At 31.0% G+C, this 22,765-nt stretch carries 15 protein-coding genes and 1 tRNA gene; 2 read left to right on the top strand and 14 right to left on the bottom strand.

Annotated features, from left to right (window positions below; all coding sequences use genetic code 11):
* Positions 1-72 precede the first annotated feature (72 nt).
* A complete protein-coding gene (locus tag DIS07_RS11565) occupies positions 73-594 on the top strand; it encodes a hypothetical protein (protein ID WP_146190731.1) in 522 nt (173 codons plus the stop codon).
* Between the two features lie 133 nt (positions 595-727).
* Here the strand turns inward: DIS07_RS11565 and DIS07_RS11560 are convergent, their stop codons facing one another.
* From DIS07_RS11560 to DIS07_RS11540, 5 genes are all read right to left on the bottom strand, one after another.
* Positions 728-1,099 (bottom strand): VOC family protein, encoded by a 372-nt coding sequence (locus DIS07_RS11560; RefSeq protein WP_109405414.1) that lies wholly within the window; start codon positions 1,097-1,099, stop codon positions 728-730.
* A gap of 190 nt (positions 1,100-1,289) precedes the next feature.
* Positions 1,290-3,692, bottom strand: coding sequence for a helix-turn-helix domain-containing protein (locus DIS07_RS11555; RefSeq protein WP_109405580.1), 2,403 nt, complete (start codon positions 3,690-3,692; stop codon positions 1,290-1,292).
* 403 nt (positions 3,693-4,095) lie between these two features.
* Positions 4,096-5,214 (bottom strand): carboxypeptidase-like regulatory domain-containing protein, encoded by a 1,119-nt coding sequence (locus DIS07_RS11550; RefSeq protein WP_109405413.1) that lies wholly within the window; start codon positions 5,212-5,214, stop codon positions 4,096-4,098.
* 326 nt (positions 5,215-5,540) lie between these two features.
* Complete coding sequence (odhB, locus tag DIS07_RS11545; RefSeq protein ID WP_109405412.1) at positions 5,541-6,752, bottom strand: 2-oxoglutarate dehydrogenase complex dihydrolipoyllysine-residue succinyltransferase; 1,212 nt, start codon at positions 6,750-6,752, stop codon at positions 5,541-5,543.
* A gap of 144 nt (positions 6,753-6,896) precedes the next feature.
* The gene (locus tag DIS07_RS11540) at positions 6,897-9,629 is read right to left on the bottom strand and encodes a 2-oxoglutarate dehydrogenase E1 component (RefSeq protein WP_109405411.1); all 2,733 of its coding nucleotides are present in this window, start codon (positions 9,627-9,629) and stop codon (positions 6,897-6,899) included.
* A gap of 185 nt (positions 9,630-9,814) precedes the next feature.
* On the opposite strand from DIS07_RS11540, the gene DIS07_RS11535 reads away from it, so the two are divergent.
* Positions 9,815-9,888: transfer RNA gene (locus tag DIS07_RS11535), tRNA-Asn, on the top strand.
* A gap of 152 nt (positions 9,889-10,040) precedes the next feature.
* Here DIS07_RS11535 and DIS07_RS11530 read toward each other — a convergent pair.
* The 9 genes from DIS07_RS11530 to DIS07_RS11490 all read right to left on the bottom strand — a co-directional run bounded on the left by DIS07_RS11530 (position 10,041) and on the right by DIS07_RS11490 (position 22,656).
* The gene (locus DIS07_RS11530; protein WP_109405410.1) at positions 10,041-10,805 is read right to left on the bottom strand and encodes an SDR family NAD(P)-dependent oxidoreductase; all 765 of its coding nucleotides are present in this window, start codon (positions 10,803-10,805) and stop codon (positions 10,041-10,043) included.
* Positions 10,806-10,824: 19 nt separating this feature from the next.
* A complete protein-coding gene (locus DIS07_RS11525; protein ID WP_109405409.1) occupies positions 10,825-12,108 on the bottom strand; it encodes an MFS transporter in 1,284 nt (427 codons plus the stop codon).
* A gap of 14 nt (positions 12,109-12,122) precedes the next feature.
* Positions 12,123-12,827: a FadR/GntR family transcriptional regulator gene (locus DIS07_RS11520; protein ID WP_109405408.1), complete on the bottom strand. Its 705-nt coding sequence runs from the start codon at positions 12,825-12,827 to the stop codon at positions 12,123-12,125.
* Between the two features lie 112 nt (positions 12,828-12,939).
* Complete coding sequence (locus DIS07_RS11515; RefSeq protein WP_109405407.1) at positions 12,940-13,929, bottom strand: PKD domain-containing protein; 990 nt, start codon at positions 13,927-13,929, stop codon at positions 12,940-12,942.
* 36 nt (positions 13,930-13,965) lie between these two features.
* On the bottom strand, positions 13,966-15,405 hold the full coding sequence (locus tag DIS07_RS11510) for a RagB/SusD family nutrient uptake outer membrane protein (protein WP_109405579.1): 1,440 nt from the start codon (positions 15,403-15,405) through the stop codon (positions 13,966-13,968).
* A 13-nt stretch (positions 15,406-15,418) separates the two neighbouring features.
* Positions 15,419-18,481 carry a SusC/RagA family TonB-linked outer membrane protein gene (locus DIS07_RS11505; protein WP_109405406.1) on the bottom strand — a complete coding sequence of 1,021 codons (3,063 nt, stop codon included), beginning with the start codon at positions 18,479-18,481 and terminating at the stop codon, positions 15,419-15,421.
* 222 nt (positions 18,482-18,703) lie between these two features.
* Entirely contained in the window at positions 18,704-19,081 is a 378-nt protein-coding gene (locus tag DIS07_RS11500; RefSeq protein ID WP_109405405.1) for a cupin domain-containing protein, read from the bottom strand.
* Between the two features lie 11 nt (positions 19,082-19,092).
* Positions 19,093-21,339, bottom strand: a complete 2,247-nt coding sequence (locus tag DIS07_RS11495; protein ID WP_109405404.1) for an alginate lyase family protein — start codon at positions 21,337-21,339, stop codon at positions 19,093-19,095.
* An 81-nt stretch (positions 21,340-21,420) separates the two neighbouring features.
* Positions 21,421-22,656 (bottom strand): T9SS type A sorting domain-containing protein, encoded by a 1,236-nt coding sequence (locus DIS07_RS11490; protein WP_146190730.1) that lies wholly within the window; start codon positions 22,654-22,656, stop codon positions 21,421-21,423.
* Positions 22,657-22,765 lie beyond the last annotated feature (109 nt).

Genomic DNA, 22,765 nt, shown 5'->3' with positions numbered 1-22,765 from the left:
ATTATATCGTTATTAATTGTATTTGTTATCTTAATATTTTTTGATAATACAGTTGTATTCTTTTTTAACATTTTGATTATTCCTTTTTTCTATTTAACTCTGTTTTTTTGGGAATACTCAATTTTTGATAAAAAAATAGACGAGGATTTTAAAATTAGGTCTCATAAAAAATCATTTCAATATTATGACTTTATTTTTGCTGTTTGTTGGACTATATTTATTTTTTTGGGTAACAGCACTATCAAATATAAAGCTCTTTTTTTTCCTATATTATGGGCTCCCCTTATTGTTAATTTAGTAATATCTTATCTATATAAAAAAAGAAAACCTTATACTTTATTTATAAAAAATTTTGAACTAATTGTAATAAATAGATGGACTCACAAAAGAAATATTAGTGGGTTAAATAAGATTTTATTTGATAGAATTTATAAGCAATTTGAATTAAAATTCGATAAAGGCCATAAAATAAAAATAGGCCTCAAAGAATATAAAAAAGAAGACATAAACAAATTATTAGAAATCTTAATCAAAACATCAAACTATTCCATTACTATTCCAAACAATTATAAGGAGCTAGAAAATAATAGATAAGGTTAAAAATACTTAACGCATGTCATTCCGACAGAGTGAAGAATGAACGACGAGGAATCTACGAAATTATCATCTTTTATATAGAGATTTCTCAATCGCTTAAAAAAAAGCTCAATTCGAAATGACAAGAAATCTAAACGTGCTGGTCCAATAAAATCGTATTTCCATCTGGGTCAAAAAAGACAACACTTCCTGGTCCAGAAGTGGTTTCGTCAACTTCTCTTTCTAATTTCACGTGATTTGCTTTTAAGTGTTTTTGAATATCTCTTACATCATCAAACTCATCCAACTTGTTGGCATTTTCATCCCAACCAGGATTAAAAGTTAGAATGTTATTTTCGAACATTCCTTGAAACAAACCTACTAATGCATTTCCGTTTTTTAGAATCAAATAATTCTTTTCAATTTGTCCTGCATAAACGGTAAACCCTAACGTTTCATAAAATGCTTTTGATTTATGAATATCTTTTACGGCTAAACTAATAGACATTGCACCTAATCTCATAATTGTAATTTTTTGATTGATGTTTTAAAGTTAAGAAATTATTTTGTTTTTTAAACCAATGTTTTTTTTAATAAAAAACCCACTTCTAAATTAGAAGTGGGAAAATTGCTATGAAAAAGAAATGATAAGAAGTTCTTATCATATTTCTTTAGACGTTAGTTTTTTATAAAACTTGCATTTTTAGATAAAATTAATTTTCCATAGACAGCAAAACCATTCGCAGTTCCATATAAGTAAACGATTTATCTACTTTTTCTTTGAGCTCTGTGAGATTTTTGAACTCGACTTCTTCGATTTGATTAATGAGTTTTTTATACTTTTTTAAAGGAATCAATTCTAAAACATCAACATCTCCCGTAGGAATAAACGTCATTAAATGACTCTGAATTGTATTCAGCGTTAAACTACGTTCTTTGGCAATTTCTTTAGGCGATAACCCAGATTTAAACAACTCTAGAGTAATTTGTTTGGTGTTTTTTTTGTCTTCCTTTTTTTGTTCGTTGAATTTATTAATTCCGTTTTCTTTGCAATAGGCTTCAATAACATCTAAAATTTCTTCTCCGTATTTTTGAACACGAATTTTCCCCATTCCGTTAACTTTTAGCAATTCTTTTTCAGATCTCGGTAAAGCATCACAGATGGCGTATAATGTTTCTTGTGTAAAAATTTGAAAAGCAGGAATATTTTCTGCAATTCGAATTTCATCACGTAATTCACGTAATTTTAAAGCCAATAACGGGTCTTTTCTAGTTGATAATTTTTTCTTCTTTTTGGGTTCAGATTTTTGTAAAACAGCATTGGCTCTAACTTCTAAATAACTTTTAACCTTAAAATTTTCCGTCATTTTTTTAAGCGCAAAAACCTTTTCTGATAACTTTTCTTGAAGGCTGTCAAACTGTTTGGTAAAATCTTTTTTTACGGCTTTATTGTCTGATGAAAATTCAATTTTTGATAACGGTTGTACAATTTTATTGATGGTTTCTGATAAGAAATAATCTACCGCTTTTGTAAATCGTTCTTGAATTTGAGAACTATTTTCAGGCAAAATATTGTCCTCTGATAGTTTTTGTAATTGATTTTTAAATCCGTTAGAAACTTTCATCAACGCTACAACTCCATCATCTTTTATGGTTTGTAAATGATTGATAACATCACCTTTTATAGAAGTTTGATTTTTATAAAAAATGTCAATCAATCTTGTTATTGGATACAAAAACGACTGATAATCAAATAATTCAGCAATTAAATTGAGTTGAAATTCTTTTTCAGATTCATTTAAAATACTTTCATCTGGGTGATTTTCTTCTACACTTTCATTAAAAACACTTACGGTTTTATCATTAATAATGGCATTGCTAGAAATAGGTGTTTTTAAAACCAAACCTTCTAAAGAAGTACATCTACTCAAAGCCACATAGGTTTGTCCGTGTGCAAAAGATGCTTCTGCATCAATAATGGCTTTTTCAAAGGTTAACCCCTGACTTTTATGAATGGTAATTGCCCAAGCCAAACGCAAGGGAATTTGAGAAAAAGAACCAATGACATCTTCTTTAATTTCTTTGGTTTCTTCGTTAATGGAGTAATTTACATTGTCCCAGTTTTCTCTTTCTGTAACAATTTCATCTGCTTCATTGCCACATTGCACAGTAACATTTTCTCTAGAAATGTCGGTTACAATTCCTATTTTTCCGTTAAAATACCTTTTTTCTGGTGATGAATCATTTTTGATGAACATTACTTGTGCGCCCACTTTTAACTCTAACTTTTCGTCATTAGGAAACGCATTTTCATTGAATTTTCCAGAAACTTCAGCTTCAAAAAAGTAGCTTTTGTTTTTGAGTTTATTCAACTCAGATTCGTTGATTGTATTCGCTCTTTTATTATGTGTTGTTAAGGTAATATAACCGTCTTCTTTAGTTGGAGAAAAAGTAGGATTGTAACGTTCATTTAAAATTTTAGCAGAAGCGTCAGACAAATTATCGTTACGAATTTCATTTAAAATCGTAATGAAATCTTCGTTTTTCTGGCGATAAATGTGTTTCAACTCAATTGACACTACATTGGCTTCTTGAAACGCTTTTGAGCTGAAGAAATACATTGTGTCATAATAGCTTCGTAATAAACTCCATTCGTTAGGTTTTACCACAGGTGCCAATTGTTGCAAGTCTCCAATCATTAGAACCTGTGCACCACCAAAAACTTTATTTCTGTTTTTATATCTGCGCATTACTTGGTCTATACCATCCAACAAATCTGCACGCACCATAGAAATTTCATCAATAATTACTAAATCTAATGACTTGATGATATCGATTTTTGTCTTAGAAAACTTACGTTGCTGATTCGTATTTGCAATTTGATTGGGTAGAATAGGGCCAAAAGGCATTTGAAAAAACGAATGAATCGTAACACCTTTTGCATTGATTGCTGCCACACCTGTTGGTGCAACAATGACCATTCTTTTTAAGGATTCATTTTTTATTTGATGTAAAAACGTAGTTTTACCTGTACCTGCTTTTCCTGTAATAAACAGATTTCTATCTGTTTTATTGATAAAATTAAAGGCAAGTTCTAACTCAGGATTTTTGGGCATTGCAGCTTTTTGATGCAAGGTAAATAATTAAAAATTATTTATTAAAAAAAAGTAATTATTTTGAAAATTCGCTAACGTTATACTGATATGATGTCTTTTTAATGACTTACATCAGAAGTTAACGAAGTTCGATATTTTTATTATAAAAGTCAATAAGTAAAAACACTTGTTTCTGAGAAAGTAAATAAGTTAGCAAACAAGTTTAGCCCAGATTGAAACGACATCCTTTTTGTTTTTCACAAAAAGATATAGTGAAAAGCTGGAAATAGCTACACAAAAAAATCCTAAGCAAAAGCTCAGGATTTTAATATTTATCTGTCAACATGGTTGCCTACATTTCTAATGCTTTTGTTGGGTTGTTGTCCATTAACAATATTTGTATTTTAAACTTCATGCCTAAATATTATTTTATTCTATCAATTGAAACATTGTCTAACCACCAATAACCTGTAGGATTTATACAAAAATGAATTATAAAATCAATATTATTATTAGTAAATTGATTTGGTAGTGTAAATTCTGTAATACTTTTTCTCCATTGCCCATCATCAATAAAATCAAAACCTAAATACCATCTTTTATCTAAATCAGAAAAATTTCTTATTACGATACTAACTGAATTATTATTAGATAATGTAAAATCAGATTTGTAATCGAAAACTAATCTATAAGTAGCACCTTCTATGAGAATATCACTTTTTATATCTTGTTTTATCCATTGCTCGTAACAACCATTAATATCTGCATTTCTAAATTTAAGACTATATACACCATCTTCAAATTCTAAATTGTCAATTTCTATTGTATTTTTTGGGTTATTAGTATTGTTAGGAACAAGGTTCCAGTAATCTGGTTTCCCATTAATTAAATCTTCAAAACCTCCATTCTTTATAACTTTAACCTCATCAGTCTTAAAATTAATAACATTACTTCCTCCAATTTGACCATACTCATCTAATACATAAATTCTATAGTAATATGTTTCTGAATTATTTAAGTTTGTATCTGTAAAACTTATTTCATTAATATCAGTTGTAACATGGATTAATTTTCCTGTTGTCTCATCTAACCCTGAATTAGAGTGACGATAAAGCTTGTATTCCCTAAACCCTACTGAACTTGAGCTATTCCAATTAATAGTCGCACTTGACGAAGTGATATTAATAGCATTTTGTAAAAAAACTGGATTTGGAAGAATTAAATTGTCTAAAACAGTATCTGAATTACTAGAAATATTAAAAGTTTTCCTAACAAATAAATCAGAATTTGAATTGATTTTATTTTTAAATAAAATGAGTTCATGTTCACCTTTTGACAAATTATTGATTTCAAAATACCCCTCAGAATCTGTTAAAACAGTTAAATTTTGAAAGTCAGAGATACTGACTTTAACATTTTCTTCAGGAATATTTTTTGCTGATTTTACATATCCTGATAACTTAACAACATTAGATATTAGGTTCTCATTTCTTGAACAAGAAAATAATATCAAAGTTATAATAATAAAATATTTTAAGTTCATGGCATATATTATTTTATTTATAATCTCTTTTTATATTTAAATAATCAGTTCTAAAAACTAACAATTCTTATTTTTCGGATAGAAAAAAATAAGAAGTACTCTTACTTTTGATGATCTTGTTCTTTTTAATTATATTATATGTCGAAATTATTAAATACATCAAGATTCTTTTTTTCTAATCATTACTTTTCAATTTTATTAAGTTATTAAATTGAATAGAGTAATAAATATTGTTCTTAAATCCTAACCATAAAATATTTTATTATCAAAATAATATCTGTAAATAATTACCTTTTTTTGAGTATGTCTCTTAAACCAAAAAATATTTACATTTCTAATGCTTTTGTTGGGTTATTGTCCATTAACAATTCAACAGGATTTTCTAAAGCTTCTTTAACGGCTACTAAGAAACCAACAGATTCTCTACCATCTACAATTCTGTGATCGTAAGACAATGCCACATACATAATTGGTTGAATTTTAACTTCACCATTAACAGCCATGGGCCTGTTTACAATATTATGCATTCCTAAAATTCCACTTTGTGGAGGATTTATAATTGGCGTAGACAACATAGAACCAAATACACCACCATTAGTAATTGTAAACGTACCACCTGTCATTTCATCTACCGTAATTTGACCATCTCTAGCTCTTAAAGCTAAACGTTTTACTTCAGATTCTACACCTCTAAAAGATAAGTTTTCTGCATTTCTAATTACTGGCACCATTAAACCTTTTGGTCCAGAAACTGCTATAGAAATATCTTGAAAATCGTGTTTTATTTGAAAATCTCCATCAATCATAGAATTGACATCAGGGTATAGTTTTAATGCTCTAACAACTGCTAACGTAAAGAAAGACATAAACCCTAAACCAACTCCGTGTTTAGCTTTAAAATCTTCTTTAAATTGAGAACGTAAATCAAAAATTGGCTGCATATTCACCTCGTTAAACGTAGTTAACATAGCAGTTTCATTTTTAACAGCTACCAAACGTTGCGCAACTTTTCTACGCAACATAGACATTTTCTTACGCTCAGTTCCACGAGTTCCATTTGCAGGTTGAGTTCCCATAGATGGTACTGCTTTTACAGCATCGTCTTTGGTAATTCTACCATCTTTTCCTGTTCCTTTTACAGTAGAAGCGTCAATTCCTTTTTCTGCTAACACTTTTTTAGCTGCTGGAGAAGCAGTTCCTGTTGCATAGGTATCTGTTTTTGGTGCAGTAGCTTCAACTTTCTTTTCTTCTTTTGGAGCTTCTGTTTTAGCAGGAGCAGCATCGCCTTCTGGTTTTGCAGCGCTCATATCAATTAAACAAACCACAGCACCCACTTCTACAGCATCGCCTTCTTCTGCTTTTAAAGTAATAATTCCGCTTTCTTCTGCAGGCAATTCTAAAGTTGCTTTGTCAGAATCTACTTCTGCAATAGGTTGGTCTTTTTCTACATAATCTCCGTCTTCAACTAACCAAGTTGCAATTTCTACTTCTGTAATTGATTCTCCTGGTGAAGGAACTTTCATTTCTAAAACACTCATGTTTTTTTATTTTTACTTGTGTCAGGTTTTTCTGACTTTTAATTTTACTTTTCTACTTTTTTTTGGGGCGTTTAAACAGGCTTTCCACTGTATCTTTTTTTCATATTCTTCAAAAAAGGATGCCGTTTCAATCCTTAACGCCGCTTATTTATGATCGAAAACGCTATCGATAACTGCTTTATGACGTTTTTTAAATCTTGTACTAGAACCTGCTGCTGGTACTGCATAGTATTTACGAGAACAAACACTTAAGTTTTTCAACTCAAAACGCTGTAACATATAACTCCAAGCTCCCATATTTCTTGGTTCTTCTTGTGCCCAAACATATTCTGTTACATTTGGATATCTGTCTATAATCTGTTGTATTTTCTCTTGGTGTAAAGGGAATAATTGCTCAATTCTAATTAAAGCAACATCTTCTCTTTGTAATTCTTCTCTTTCTGCTAGTAAATCGTAATAAAATTTACCCATACAGAATACCATTTTTGTAACTCCATCTACATTTACAGAATCGTCAATTACTTCTTGGAATTCTCCATTTGCTAATTCTTGAATAGAATTTACTGCTTTTGGATGACGTAATAAACTTTTTGGTGTAAATACAATTAATGGTTTTCTATAATCGCGTTTCATTTGTCTACGCAATAAATGATAGAAATTTACAGGAGTAGTACAGTTGGCAACTGTCATATTATCTTCTGCACACAATTGTAAATAACGTTCTATTCTTGCTGATGAATGCTCAGAACCTTGTCCTTCATAGCCGTGAGGTAATAAAACTACAATTCCGTTTTGAACTTTCCATTTATCTTCAGCAGCAGAAATATATTGGTCGAACATAATTTGAGCACCGTTTGAAAAATCTCCAAACTGTGCTTCCCAAATGGTTAATGTATTTGGGTTACCCATTGCATAACCATAATCGAATCCTAAAACACCATATTCAGACAATAACGAGTTGTAAATCGTCATTTGTCCTTTGTTATTCGGATTTGTATTTAATAAATTGATTCTTTCTTCTGTAACCTCATTTCGCAAAATAGCATGTCTATGAGAAAAGGTACCTCTTTCCACATCTTGACCAGAAATTCGCACATTAAAACCTTCTTCCATTAGAGAACCATAGGCTAGATTTTCTGCCATTCCCCAATCTAATTGATTGGTTTCGAATGCCATTTTTGCTCTACCTTGTAAAATACGTTGTGCTTTTCTAACAAAATTTGCCCCTTCAGGAACAGTTGAAACCACTTTTGCGATGTGTTTAAGATTCTCTATTGGGTAAGATGTATCTAAAGATTCTAACATTGCTGTTTTATCTTTTCTCTCGAAACCTTCCCAAGTAGATTTCATAAACTCTTTTACTTTAGAAGTTTTATCTTCTTTAGAATTGTCAAACTCAGTGTTTAACATTTCTTTGAATTCAGTAGTAATTTCTTTCACATAATTATTATCAATAGAACCTTCTTCTAATAATTGAGCTGCATAAATATCTTTTGGATTTTTATGTTTAGAAATTGCTTTATATAATTTTGGTTGCGTAAAACGAGGTTCATCCCCTTCGTTATGACCATATTTACGATACCCTAATAAATCAATAAAAACATCCGTTTTAAAACGCATTCTAAATTGCAAAGCCATTTCCATAGCATGACAAACCGCTTCTGTATCATCTGCATTTACATGTAATACTGGAGACAAGGTTACTTTAGCAACATCTGTACAATATGTACTTGAACGTGCATCTAAGTAATTGGTTGTAAAACCAATCTGATTATTCACTACGATATGAACAGTTCCACCTGTTTTATAACCATTCAATTTTGCCATTTGAACTACTTCATAAGCAATTCCTTGACCTGCAATGGCTGCATCACCATGAATTACTATTGGAAGAATTTTACTAGAATCTCCAGCATATTTTCTATCAATCTTTGCTCTGGTAATTCCCTCTGCAACAGCGGCAACTGTTTCTAGGTGTGATGGATTTGGCACCAAATTCATCTTAATTTCGTTTCCATCTCTATAGGTTTTACTTAAAGTCAAGCCTAAGTGGTATTTTACGTCTCCATCTATATCTTGATCTTCGAAATCCTTCCCTTCGAACTCACTAAAAAGTTCTCTTACTGGTTTTTTAAAGATATTTACTAGTGTGTTTAAACGACCTCTATGAGCCATTCCTAAAACACATTCTTTAACTCCATATTTTTCTGCTGCATCTCTTAACATTACAGCAATACCAGGAATTAGAGTTTCTCCTCCTTCTAAAGAAAAACGTTTTTGTCCAACGTATTTAGTTTGTAGAAAACTTTCAAACGTAACAGCTTGGTTTAATTTACCTAAAATGTATTTTTTAGACTCAACAGAATAATTAGGATGATTATCATTTTCATTTAAGCGATCTTGCCACCATTTTAATTTTTCTGGATTACGTAAATATGTATATTCAACACCTATAGAATCACAATAAATTCGTTGTAGATGCTCGATTATTTTTGAGAGTTTTACTTTACCAATTCCTAAAACTTCTCCTGCAGAAAACTCTTTATCTAAGTCTTCTTTAAATAATCCAAAGTTTTCAATAGCTAAAGTAGGATGATATTTTCTTCTATCTCTAACAGGATTTGTTTTTGTAAATAAGTGCCCTCGAGTTCTATAGCCATTAATTAAATCTACTACTAAGAATTCTTTACGAACTTCTTGAGGGATTTCTATCGAATCTTCATCATCCTTTAAAGAATAGTTTTCATTTGCTAAATCGTAACCTTGAAAAAAACTTCTCCAACTTGGTTCAATAGCATCTGGATTTTGTAAATACTTATCGTATAAATCGGCAATATAGCCTGTATGTGCTGCGTTTAAAAACGAAAATTTGTCCATAGTTTAGTCTTTGCTTTCTTGTAAGCAATTGGAACCAACAAAAATACAATTTTTAGTTGTTAATCAACTTTTAAAATTTAATTATAACAATAAATTTTTTATTGAAAAAAAATTAAAAAGTATTTGGGGATATTGTAAAAAGATATATATTTGCACTCGCTAATCCCAAATACAGGGAAGCAAACTCCTCCTTAGCTCAGTTGGTTAGAGCATCTGACTGTTAATCAGAGGGTCCTTGGTTCGAGCCCAAGAGGGGGAGCAAAAAAGCCTTATCAAATTTATGATAAGGCTTTTTTATTTACAGTATAGAAATACAACTAAGCTTAATAAAAACTGAAAATTTTAAAGAAAAAAGCTGTTTTGTGAAACAAACAAAACAGCTTTAATAATCAAATATAAAAATTAACTTCACTATATTCCTAAACCTTGTCCTCCACCAACTTGAATAGTTTCTGCTGTAATGAAGGCTGCATCTTTACTTGCTAAGAAAGCCACAACAGAAGCTACCTCTTCTGGCTGTCCTAATCTTCCTAACAATATATTGTTTTTCCAAGAAGCAAACACTTCTGGTTTTGTAGATTTAATTTGGGCATGAAAAGGAGTATCAATTGTACCTGGAGACACTGCATTAACTCTGATACTATATTCTGCTAAATCTTTAGCTAAAGCTCTTGTTATTGCATGCACTCCTGCTTTTGATGTACCGTATATTCCAGCTCCTGGTCCTCCTGCATTCCATCCAGCAATTGAGGTGTAGTTTATAATAGATGCATTATCACTCTTTTTTAAAAAAGGTATCGCAGCTCTTGAAGCAAAAAAAGTTGAATCTAAGTTTAAAGCCATTACAAACCTATAAAATTCAGTAGTCATCTCTTCAAACCGAGATCTACCCCCTAAACCACCTGCATTATTTACCAACACATCGATTTTACCATATTTTTCTCCTATCTTATTGATATTTGAAGTAACTTCTTCTTCCTTTGTTACATCAAAGCCATAATATTCCGCTTTAATTCCTTCGGCGATAAGTTCTTCGACTCTTTTGGCACCAGCTTCATCATCTATACCGTTTAAAATTACAGTATATCCATCTTTGCCTAATCTTCTAGAAACTTGAAATCCTATACCTCCTGTTGCTCCAGTTATAATTGCTATTTTATTTTCAGTATTACTCATATTTATTTTCTTTATTATTTTATTCTTGTATTGTTTTTCTTACCGGCCCTATTTCTTTTATCAATAACAAAATTGATAAAACTCCAAATATTACTGATACACATATTGCAATGAATGCTGGTGTATAAGAATTTGCAGTTATTTGTCCAACAAACCAGTTCATAATCATTGGAGAAACTGCAGCAACGGTACCTGCTAAACCAGCTAAGGTTCCTACTGATGGACCTCTAAATAAATCACTTGAAATTGTTTGAATATTTCCAATAGCAAACTGAAAACCAAATAATGCCAAACCAGCGAAGTATATAAACATCATAAAGTCATCAGCTTTTACTAAAGTAATAATACATACAAAAGCTATTAAAATTAAGGCACTTCCTAGTGATATTGTTATTTTTCTAGATTTATCTACAGACATTTTAGACATTAATTTTTCAGTAAACATACCTCCAATTATACTTCCTGCTGCTGCCATTAAGTAAGATATCCACATTGTAGCAGCTATTTGCTCTATACTTAATCCAAATTTACTATTTAAGTAAATAGGCATCCAACCTGCAAAGAACCACCAAATCGGCTCAATGAAAAAGCGACAAAGTAAGACTCCCCATGATTGTTTATAACTAAGAATCTTACCAACAGATAAGCTTTTTGCTTTTTCTGAAGTATTTTCTTCTTTATCAATTCTATCAGACACTATTAAATCTCTTTCTTCTTGTGTAACCCAAGGATGTTTTTCTGGAGTTGATTTATTCAAAAACAACCAAGGTATCACCCAAAGTAATCCAACTGCTCCTAGGATAATGTAAGTGGTTTTCCAACCAAATCTAGTATATAAAAATACAATTACAAAAGGTGCAATTACATTCCCTATAGAAGCTCCAGCATTAAAAATACCTTGAGCGACAGCTCTTTCTTTTATTGGGAACCATTCACCATTACTTTTTACGGCTCCTGGCCAATTACCAGCTTCTCCAATTCCAAGAAGCCCTCTAAAAATTGATAAAGTAATAATTCCTCTTGCAAAAGCATGAAAAGCAGATGCGACAGACCAAATGATAATAGAAACAGTAAAACCAAGTCTTGTTCCAATTTTATCATATAATTTACCTGATGCAAATTTACCTACAGCATAACAAGCCATAAATACGTTTAACATAATAGCATAATCTGCCTTATCCATCCCCAAATCTTCTCCCATTTGCGGCCATAATAGCGCAAAAGCGGTTCTATCTATGTAGTTTATAACCGTGGCAATAAAGATTAGGGTTATAATCCACCAGCGTAAGCCTTTAATTTTCATAATAAATTCTGTGTTTATTCTAAATTATAGCAATAATTGTAGAGCTCTTTAAAATGCTCTTTCATTTTTTGCTTTGCTAATTGTGGATTTTTACTCTTAATAGCGTCATAAATAGCTTGATGATCTTTTATACCTCGTTGAGCTAAATCAGAGTCACAAACATGATGCTTTTGAAAATTAGTGATAATTTCTGGCGTAATAATTAGCATAAAAGTATTCATTGTGCTATTACCACTTGCCTTAGCTATTGCTAAATGAAACAGTAAATCTTCTTGAACTGCATCTTCTCCATTTATTACTTTATCTTTATAAGCTTGAAGAGATTCGTTCATTTTAGCTAAATCATCATCTGTTCTTCTTGAAGCTGCTAAACTTGCTGTTTTAAGTTCTAACAAAATTCTAGTTTCTACCAACGATTTAAAATCTGGGTCATCTAATCTTAAAATATCTTCAATCATACCATTCATAGCTATAACACCTATGTTTGCCACGAAAGTTCCACTTTGAGGAATAGATTTTAATAAACCATAAAATTCTAATTTCTGAATAGCTTCTCTTACATTACTTCTAGATACTTCAAATTTTTCAGACAACATTCTTTCTGAAGGTAGTTTGTCTCCAGGTTCTAAATTCTTAAAGTTTATTAATTCTTTAATTTTTGAAATAATATCTTTTTGAATACTAAAGTTTTCTGATTTTGTAAGTATCTCTAATTTCATAATTTAAGCTGATTAAAATAGTTGCTAAGATAAAATTTATTATTATTCTATTATAGTAATACCGCACAATATTAAGTACCACATTTTTTTTTATAATGTGCGGTATATTTTTTTATAACGCTTCAATTAATACAGAGTCTAACCTTATTTCTTCATCTCCATTATTATATGGGTGACCTCTCTTATCTGGATCTGTTCCATCGCCACCAATACCTCTTATAAAAAGAGCAACACTAGTATTTGCACCTGAATTAAATGTGTATTGAGTTGTTAAATATCCATCATCATTTGGATTACTTAATACTTTAACAAAAAGAGTATTAGAAGCATCTTCTACTTGTGGAATTGATGTATAACCAAAACCATCTTGCGGATATTCTTTACCCGTAGCATAATAAGTTGGAGTATACCCACTTACATAACCAGAACCTGCTAAGACTCTTAATTCTAACATACTTGGAAAAGAACCTCCTGAAGTTAGACTTTTAAACTGTGTAACTATTGTTATTGTATAATCTGCGTTTGCTTGCACTTCAAATTCTTGATATGCAGCATCAGATTCGTCATTATCAAATTTAAAAACGTCACTTCCATTTCCAGAACTAGACTCTCCTTGATCTCCTATACTTTTATTTATCCAACCAGAACAAACACAATCTGAACCAGAAGATTTAGCTTGTTTAACAAAATCTGCATTAACCAAAACTGGATCCGTAACAGCTGGTGCTGGTGGTTCTTTAACAGTTATTTCTTCAGTATAGGTATTTGAAACACCTAAACCATCTGTAGCTGTTAGTGAAACTGTCCAAGTTCCTTCTCCTGAGTAGGTATGAGTTGGTTCAGACTCTGTGGAAGTAGTACTTCCATCTCCAAAGTTCCAAGAATATGTAATAGCACTTACTGATTGGTTAGAAAAACTGTAGGTTTTCCATATATCACCAAGACCTTCTCCTTGTTTATAAGTAAATTTTGCTGCAGGTGGTGTATCATCTGCTAATGACCCTGCTTCAGGTAACTCATACTTTCCAAATTCATCACAAGAATGCAATGAAAAAAGAGCTAACAGAGCTACAAAATAAATTAATTTGTTTTTTAATGTCATAATTATATTTTTAAATTATTCTATTCTCTTTAAATTTTAATACCCAGGATTTTGAGTAAGTTTACCTCGACTTAAACCAATCTCATTTTGAGGTATTGGTAGTAATAAATCTGTAGAACTAAAACTACCGCCAATAGCTATAGAAAAAGCAGATAGTATTTCTTGAGCTTTACCAAATCTAATCAGATCAAACATTCTTTGGTTTTCAAAAGCCAATTCTACTCTTCTTTCATCCAACAACTCTTCTAAGGTTACTTTAGTTACTGCTGTAGTTAAACCAGCTCTGTTTCTAACTGCTTGAAAAGATGCTAATGCTGCACCAACACTTGTTTCATTTCCTCCAGCAAGAATAGCTTCTACATGCATTAATAAAATATCTGCATACCTTAAAACAATCCAATCATTACCTGCTAATCTTGGATCTAAGCCTGTAAACGTTTTTCCATCAGCACCTCCATCTTCACCATTAGGTAAATATTTTGCTACTTGATTTTGAGTAAGTTGAAGCTTATCTTGTCTATAAGAAACTGCTGTTCTAGTTCCTCCTAAATTATCGAGTGCTGTTTTAGCATCATTTGTAACATAGTTTACACCAACTGTTCTACCAACTCCATTTAAAAACTCAGCAGAAAAATTTTGACTATCTTGAGTTAAACCTTGAATAAAACCAATAGAAAAAATAACTTCTTTATTATTTTCATTGTAGAAAACATCACTAAAATTAGGTTCTAAAATATAACTTCCTTTCATTACTTCTTCTAATAAAAGTTGCGCTTTAGTATATTCTTTTGTTGTAAGATACACTTTAGCTAAAAGACCTTGAGCAGCTGCTTTTGAGCCTCTATTTTTTGAACCTGAATTATCTAAATGTTGAATTGCAAACTGAAAATCGTTGATAATAAAATCGTAAATTTGAGCAGTTGGCACTCTTGTAAACTGAATATCAGTATCATCAGGAGTGATTACTTTATCTACTAATGGAATATCACCATATAAGCGAACCATATTAAAGTAAACGTAAGCTCTTATAAATCGGGCTTCTGCTTCGAATTTATCTTTGTTTGCTGAAGAGACAACATCTAAACTTTCTAAAACTTTATTAGCCCTAAATATTACATTGTAAAAACTTCTGTAATGATCTGCAACCAAACCGTTTTCTGGTTGAACTCTAAAGAAATCAAAGTCAGAAGCCTCTCCTTCTCCACTTTTAGTTCTTGTGTTATCACTTCTCATTTCTGTTACATAAAACTCCATTTGAATTCCATGATTACTATCCGAACGTGTATCGTTAACTCCTTGTATACCATCATACATGTTAATTATTCCCGCAAAAACCTGATCTTCTGTAGTGTAGAAATTAGCTCCACTAACAGCTGCTGTTGGTGCAGGACTTAAGAACTCATCACTACAAGAAAATGTACTTAACAATACTCCTAGTAATGCTACTATTTTTATATGTGTTTTAATATTTTTCATTTGTATTGACATTTTAAAATTCTATATTTAATCCTAAAGTTATAGTTCTATTTATTGGAGAACCAGCTCTTTGATACCCATAAGTAGTTGCAGTAGTTGTATTAATTGATTCTGGGTTAAAACCTGTATAATCACTAGCTGTTAAATACATTAGATTTTGTCCTGAAACGAAGAATCTTAGTTTAGATATATTTAGTTTAGCTGCTGCATCTGAATCAAGCGTATAACCTAGGTTAACAGTTCTTAATGCAATATAAGAAGCATCTTGAATAATATCGTTCGTAAAGATTTTTTGTTTTATAAATTGTTGGTTCGGAGTAGTTGATGTATTAAAATCTTGTCTTGAATTAAAGTGATTAAACAAGTATTGATCTCCCATGTTTCTAACTTCTGCCCCATGACTTCCTTGAAACATAAAACTACCATCAAAATTACCTAGTTTAAACTCATTAGTAATACTCCAAACTAAATCCGGATATGGATTACCTAAGATTGTTTTATCATCATCGTCTATAAGTCCATCTCCATTTAAATCTCTTACATACACATCTTGTGCTTCTGCTCCAACTGGATGATAAGGGTTATTAAGAAACTCTAAAGGAATATCTTTATCTACTACCCAACCATAAAAAGAAGATATTGGGTTACCTACTGAATTAATCCATTCTGCAGCTCTTTTAGTATCTACATTTTGAATTTGTCCATCAGAATCTGCAAAATCTAATAACTCATTTTTATTTCTAGATGCAATAAATGTAGAATTCCATTTAAAATCTTGTTTCGCAATATTTCTAGTTCTTAATTCAAATTCGAAACCACTGTTTCTTACTTTACCTAAGTTAGATATTGCCTCTGTAAAACCTGTTGTTGCCGATACAGGGTTAAATAACAATAATTTATCACTTGTTCTTTGGTAATAATCTATAGAACCAGAGATTCTATTATTAAAGAAACCAAAATCTATAGCTGGATTCATTTCCACGGATCTTTCCCATTGTAAGTTTGGGTTTTCTATATTTATAGGATTAAACCCTCCTACAACATTATTATCTATTACTGCAGTTGAACCTTGAATTAACGATAAATATGGGTAACTATCTACAACTGGATCTCCTGTTCTTAAACTTGGGTTACCTGTTGTACCATAACTAAACCTTAATTTCAAGAAATTAAAGAAATCTAGTTCTTTAAAGAAATTTTCTTTACTTACTGTCCAACCAACAGATGCTGATGGAAAATTACCATATTTTTGCTGTGGTCCAAAAGATGAAAAACCATCTCGTCTAAAGCTTAATGAAATTAAGTATTTATCGTCAAAAGCATAGTTAACTCTTCCTAAATAAGATTGCAAACTTCTTTCATATTTATATGATTGAGCATCTGCAATTAAAGTTGCTCCAGAGATTGTTTTAATTAAATCCGACTCATACCCTGTACCTCTTGAGCTCTCGAAATCCCAATTCCATTTTTCTCTAGATATACCTGCTACAGCATTTATTTCGTGTTTTCCAAATTCTTTGCTGTAGGTTAATAAGTTATCTAATACATAATGAATTCTATTTTCAGAAGACAAATCTAATTGAGCAGCTGCTGCCCCATTTCTACTTGCCATAACTCCTTGCCATCTATCTCTTCTTGTATTTCCAAAATCTCCTGATAAGCTTGTTTTAAAAGTTAAACCTTTCATGATTTTATATTTACCATAAAAGCTACCAAAAAGCTTAAACTTATAGTCATTTCTATCTCTTTCTAATACTTTTGCAGCTGGGTTAGTATTAGAAGTATTACTAATATCTGTACCACCAGACGGAACCGGCATCATCGTAGTTAAATCAAAATCATCAAAATGTCTTTGAGTTGCATAATCTCCAATTTTTACATTTGGATATTTAAATGTATTCACAAATTTAATAGTATTTTCATCATGATACAGAGGTAACCAAGGCGTTTGTCTTAAAATATCATGAGTAGAACCATCAAAACGTCTTCTATCTGAATATGATGGAGAAATATTAGCTCCAAAACTTAATTTTTTATTAAGCTTAGTATCCACTTTAATTCTCATAGAGTACTTTTTAAATTCATCTGTTAAAAGCACACCTTCATCTTTTTGATAACCTAGTGAAATACTAAACTTTGTATTCTCATTACCACCACGAGCAGCAAAAGAATGACTCTCTATCATACCTCCATCGAAAATAACATCTTGCCAATCTCTATCTACACCTATTAACTGTTTATACCTGGTTTGATCTGAAATACTACCAGTAGCTGCCATTTCTTTTCTTGCTGTTTCTGCAACTGTAAAATAATATTTACTACTCTGTCTCGCCTCTTTGAAACCTGTAAACGTATTGTAGCTAAATTTTGTTTTCCCTTCTTTACCGCTTTTAGTTGTTATAATAACGACTCCATTTGCCCCTCTAGAACCATAAATAGATCCTGATGCAGCATCTTTTAAAATCTCAAAAGATTCGATATCATTCATATCTAAATTAGTAAGAAAATCAGCATCTACTACAACTCCATCAACCACTACTGCTGGATCAGAACTTCCAGATATTGAACCTGTACCTCTAATTCTAATGGTTGGCGCTGAACCCGCTTCTCCTTCTGTAGCTTGAATGTTAACACCAGAAACCTGCCCTACCAAAGCATCATCAACCCTAGCAACAGCAATCTGATCTAATTTTTCAGTTTTTACTTTAGAGATCGCTCCTGTTAAATGACTCTTCTTTTGAGTACCATAACCAACGATTACAATTTCTTCTAACTGAGCAGCATCCTCCGTAAGCTGTACATTAATTCTTTTTTGGCCTGCATAAGGAATGGTCCTAGTTTTGAAACCCAAATAAGAGACTTGAATTACTTCTCCTCGCTTAACTTTAATTTGATAATTACCATCAAAATCTGTAGAAGTACCTTTTTTAGTTCCAACAATAATGATGTTAGCTCCTAAAATGGGCTCTCCATCAGTTTGAGAAGTAACCGTACCTTTTACTGTGACTTCCTGAGCAAATGTTGCTACACAAAAGAGAAGTGCTACAATAAAAATAGACTTAAATTTTAAATTCATAATTTATTTGATTTAATTTTTTAGTTAATTGTGTTAAGTGATAAAACTTAACTATTCTTGGTAAACCAATTTGGTTTACCAAATTGGTTTACCAAATTGGTTTACCAAATATATTCTTTTATTTACTAATAAAAAAGAGTTTTGTTAATTATTTCATAAAATCTTCTTCAATAACACTAAATACATTAGTAGAACTCTGTTTTTACTACAGAAAAAGGTATTTTATGCTTTTTTATCACCAAAATAAGACACCCCATCTCCACTTAAAAAATCTTCTCTAACAGGACTAAATGTATCTATTAACTCACCTTCTTCTAGACAAACTGCACTATGTAATAAATTAGGCTCTATATAAACTCCATCCCCTGCTTCAATTATTTTCTTTTCTCCATCAATTTCAAACTCAAACTTACCAGAAACACAAAATGTAGCTTGTGTATGAAAATGTTGATGAGGAGATCCTAATGCTCCCGTATCAAATTTAACTCTCACCATCATGATTTGATTATCATAACCTAAAAATTTTCTTGATACTCCACCTCCAAGTTCTTCCCACTCCATGTCTTTTGCTATAATATACTTTTCACTAAATCGTTTCATCATTTATTTGTTTATTTAAAATAATAAGAACCTGACCACTCATAATTCTCATTGTTAATTGTTAATTTATGTGTTGCTTCTTTTGACGCCTCAGTATTTGCAGTGATAAATAATTTTGTATCTCCATTTAAAGTAGTTATTGAAATGGCCGTGTAATCTAAAGTATCAATAACCACTTTCAATTCTTTAATGTTACTTTTAGAATTAACAGCAGATTCTGAAACTGGACTATAACTTCCATGTGCTTCTATTGAAGAAACAAAAAGTGTGTTTTTAGTGTTTTTTCTCCTAAGCATAATAGCCGCTTCTCTACGCAAATTAAAATCTGGATCATTTGCCCCTATTCTAGTAAAAAGTATTTCATCATTAGTATTAGAAATAGTTGTTAAGCTATAAAATTTCCCATTATTTAACCAAGAAAATTTAGTATTGTCTTTGTTTGATTTTCCAAAACCTTCTAAATATAAATGTTGATATCCATTTTTATTACCAAGAGGCTTTAAAATTTCTGGTATTGAATACTTAAAATTAGTACTCAAAACCTGACCTAAAAAATAATACGGAAAATCATATTGATTTGATTTATTAGCTACAACTTTCATAATATCTAAAACATAAGGTTTTTCAAAACCTTCATCCTTAATAACTGCTATTGTTCTTTGCATATCTGTACCTGGATATGTTTTCGCAACTTTTGCGCTTGAAACTTGTATATTTTTATTAGTAAATGAAAAGTAATGTAAGTCTGGATGATTTTGACTTCCTATTTCATATTTACCATTATAATGTGATGTTTCATTTTGAGTTACTGTATTATGAGCAATGGTTTGTTTAGCCCAAGTTTTATTTTCTTTCAAATAGTTTCCTCCACCTTTTTGTTCAATATTTACAAAACGTGCTAGTCCATAATCCTGAATAACTTCTTCGCCTTTTTCATACAATGAAAACGATAATTTGTCGTAATGACCATGACTTGAACCTTGAGAGGCATATTTAAATACCAATTCTATATTTTCATTTCTTAAAATACCAACTCCACCCTGTTTTCCTTTTGAACCATCAGATAAATTAATCGACTTTTTATCAAAAGGTTTAGTTTTACCATTTTTAACACCAAGAGCAACCGCTAAACCAGAATCGTCTAATAACACTTTATTTTGCTTTGCAGCGATTGATAATAAACCTGGGTCTTGTTTTCCAAAATGATAGGAAATATCTACCGCAGTAACTAATGCATCATTATAGTAAGACATCCCTTTTTGGCCATCGTTTAACGGGAAAAAATCTCCATCAGCATCAGATAAATTTAGAAGCGCTTTAATCGATTTTAAAAGCACACCGTTCTTGTACTCAAAAATTTTTAATTCAGGCTTTACATTATGTAATCCTTCAGCAAAAACTAAAAAAGGATACATAGCATAACGCTGATAATATGGCCCTTCATTATAATAACCATCTGGTGAAAAAGGTTCTTCGATATTTGCTAAAAATCCAGCTTTACCATCCTTATTTAAATACCCTCCATCATCATCTTTTGCTTTCTTATCTAAATTTACTCCTTTAATACCATATAAAGCTCGATCAATTAATTCTTGGTCATTCATTACTAAACCGATCATACCAACTGCTGCATTTCCCCAAGTACTATGATTGTGGACTCTTTGATAAAATTGAGGGCTATCTACTGAAATATGATCTGCAAATGGTCTAAATAAATTTGTTTCTAATTTGTTTCGCTCTTCTTCAGATAAATAATTATAAATACAATCATAAGCTTGACTAACGTAAACTAACCAATTCGAATCGTTTAAGCATTGCCAAAACAATTTACCTCTTGCATAAGACCTTGTTTTTGGGTGAAGTGGCAATGTTTTATACATTTCTTCATATTTCATCAACATGTCTTTTACATACTTTGCATATTTTTCATCATCAAGAATCTGATATAAAACTCCTGCTTTTTGTAATACAACCCAATTACGTTTATGCCTTGCATGTGTGTACCCTCCAGAGTAATCTTTTGGTATTGGCACATCAATTCCTAGAGCAATTTCTGCATCAATTTCTTCTTTTACCCTTTTTAGAGAATTGTCGAAAATTGGAATATTACCTAATTGTGCTCTTATATCTCTAACTCCTTGAGCTGTTAGTATTAATTTTGGATGTGATGATTCATTAGAAACAACATCAATTTTTTCATTTTTAGTACAAGAAAAAATTATTAAAAAAACAAAAAAGAGCTTCGAAATTTTTAGCATTGAAAGATATTTGAAGATGGATTTATAAAACAAGAACTTCAAAATAGTTAATTTTGAAGCCCTTGTTCAATTTTAAGAAGATTAATTCTTAACTATTCTTTTTATTGCAAAAGATGTCCCGTTTGTAAACTTCATCATATATACACCTCTAGATAAATTAGAAATGTCAATTTTCTTATTTTGGAGGTTAGAATTAGAGAACACTTTTTTACCAATGATGTTAAATATTTCTACTGATAAAATACTTTCTGAAGTTGAAATATTTATTAAATCTCTAGTTGGATTTGGATAAATACTAATTTTTGAGTTAAAAACATCATCAACAGAAGCTGTTCCGCTACTAGAAATTTCGATTTCATCAGAATAATTAAATGCCTTATCCACTGTATAAACTTTATAAAAAGTTCCAGCTACATGAGTTTCTGTAAATGAAGTATCTGTTCCAATGTAGGCAACTGTTCCAGTTAAATTTCCTGTTCCATTTGTTGTTGTACTCCCTACATTATAAATTCCATTTTGGTTAGGGTCATTATCTTCGTTCGGATCTGAAGAATATTTAAAAACTACATAACCCCCATTATCTACACCACTTGCAGGTGCTGTCCAACTTATTGTTGCTGTCCCTGCGTTATTACTATAACTACCCGCTATAGGAGCATCTGGAGCTGTATTATCATACTCACCGGCATAAACTACAAAATCATCAAAAGATATTAATGGCTTATCTACACCTTTATCTCCTCCTAACCTAACTACAGCCCAGTTAGAAACATTATATGTAGTATTTGTAGTAACTGTTCCCCAAGACTTTATCCAAGTATTTGGTGCAAAAGTTCCAACATCAGTTCTATTTGTAGTTTTTCCTCCTGAAGTGTTATTTAAATAAACACCTGGTTTCAAATTTCCTTCTGCTATTGCTTCTGGAGATTTGTAAAAAAATTGGACTGTATATTTCGTGCTAACTGCCAAAGCATTTGGAGCTAAAGTAGAAGGCACTTGAAGACGTGCATTATCTTTATCGTTGTTCAATTGAGCTTGAGCAGAAAAACTTCCAGTTCTTGCATCATTGGGTGTATCTAAAATTTTTTCATCAGTAGTACCTCCAGTTGTAGAAATAGACCAAGTAGTTGATGGTGTATCTTTTGCAGATGAACCTTGACTTTTTAAATTACCTGCAGTTTGATTTTCTAGGCCACCATCCATAATTGGAAATTCTCCAATTATTTGTTGACTGTAGCCAAAATTGAAAAGTAAAGAAAAAACTAAAATCGAAAAAGATAGTTTAGTCATTCTTGTAAAATGTAATGTTTTTTTCATAAGTAAAAATTTTAAAGTTAATTGGTTTACCAAATTGGTTTACCAAAAATACAAATTTAATTGAGTTATCAAAACTTATTTGTAAAAAACTATCATTTAAATACTTAAA

This window comes from Polaribacter aquimarinus, from assembly GCF_003129485.1.
GTDB lineage: Bacteria > Bacteroidota > Bacteroidia > Flavobacteriales > Flavobacteriaceae > Polaribacter > Polaribacter aquimarinus.
The sequence above is the reverse complement of the archived record's forward strand: the minus strand, read 5'-3'. Positions and strand labels throughout refer to the sequence as shown.

What these genes read in the sequence shown, in the direction of transcription:
- DIS07_RS11560 (WP_109405414.1), bottom strand. Translation starts at nt 1,099, where the DNA reads ATGAGATTAGGTGCAATGTCTATTAGTTTAGCCGTAAAAGATATTCAT.
- DIS07_RS11555 (WP_109405580.1), bottom strand. Translation starts at nt 3,692, where the DNA reads ATGCCCAAAAATCCTGAGTTAGAACTTGCCTTTAATTTTATCAATAAA.
- DIS07_RS11550 (WP_109405413.1), bottom strand. Translation starts at nt 5,214, where the DNA reads ATGAACTTAAAATATTTTATTATTATAACTTTGATATTATTTTCTTGT.
- odhB (WP_109405412.1), bottom strand. Translation starts at nt 6,752, where the DNA reads ATGAGTGTTTTAGAAATGAAAGTTCCTTCACCAGGAGAATCAATTACA.
- DIS07_RS11540 (WP_109405411.1), bottom strand. Translation starts at nt 9,629, where the DNA reads ATGGACAAATTTTCGTTTTTAAACGCAGCACATACAGGCTATATTGCC.
- DIS07_RS11530 (WP_109405410.1), bottom strand. Translation starts at nt 10,805, where the DNA reads ATGAGTAATACTGAAAATAAAATAGCAATTATAACTGGAGCAACAGGA.
- DIS07_RS11525 (WP_109405409.1), bottom strand. Translation starts at nt 12,108, where the DNA reads ATGAAAATTAAAGGCTTACGCTGGTGGATTATAACCCTAATCTTTATT.
- DIS07_RS11520 (WP_109405408.1), bottom strand. Translation starts at nt 12,827, where the DNA reads ATGAAATTAGAGATACTTACAAAATCAGAAAACTTTAGTATTCAAAAA.
- DIS07_RS11515 (WP_109405407.1), bottom strand. Translation starts at nt 13,929, where the DNA reads ATGACATTAAAAAACAAATTAATTTATTTTGTAGCTCTGTTAGCTCTT.
- DIS07_RS11510 (WP_109405579.1), bottom strand. Translation starts at nt 15,405, where the DNA reads ATGAAAAATATTAAAACACATATAAAAATAGTAGCATTACTAGGAGTA.
- DIS07_RS11505 (WP_109405406.1), bottom strand. Translation starts at nt 18,481, where the DNA reads ATGAATTTAAAATTTAAGTCTATTTTTATTGTAGCACTTCTCTTTTGT.
- DIS07_RS11500 (WP_109405405.1), bottom strand. Translation starts at nt 19,081, where the DNA reads ATGAAACGATTTAGTGAAAAGTATATTATAGCAAAAGACATGGAGTGG.
- DIS07_RS11495 (WP_109405404.1), bottom strand. Translation starts at nt 21,339, where the DNA reads ATGCTAAAAATTTCGAAGCTCTTTTTTGTTTTTTTAATAATTTTTTCT.
- DIS07_RS11490 (WP_146190730.1), bottom strand. Translation starts at nt 22,656, where the DNA reads ATGAAAAAAACATTACATTTTACAAGAATGACTAAACTATCTTTTTCG.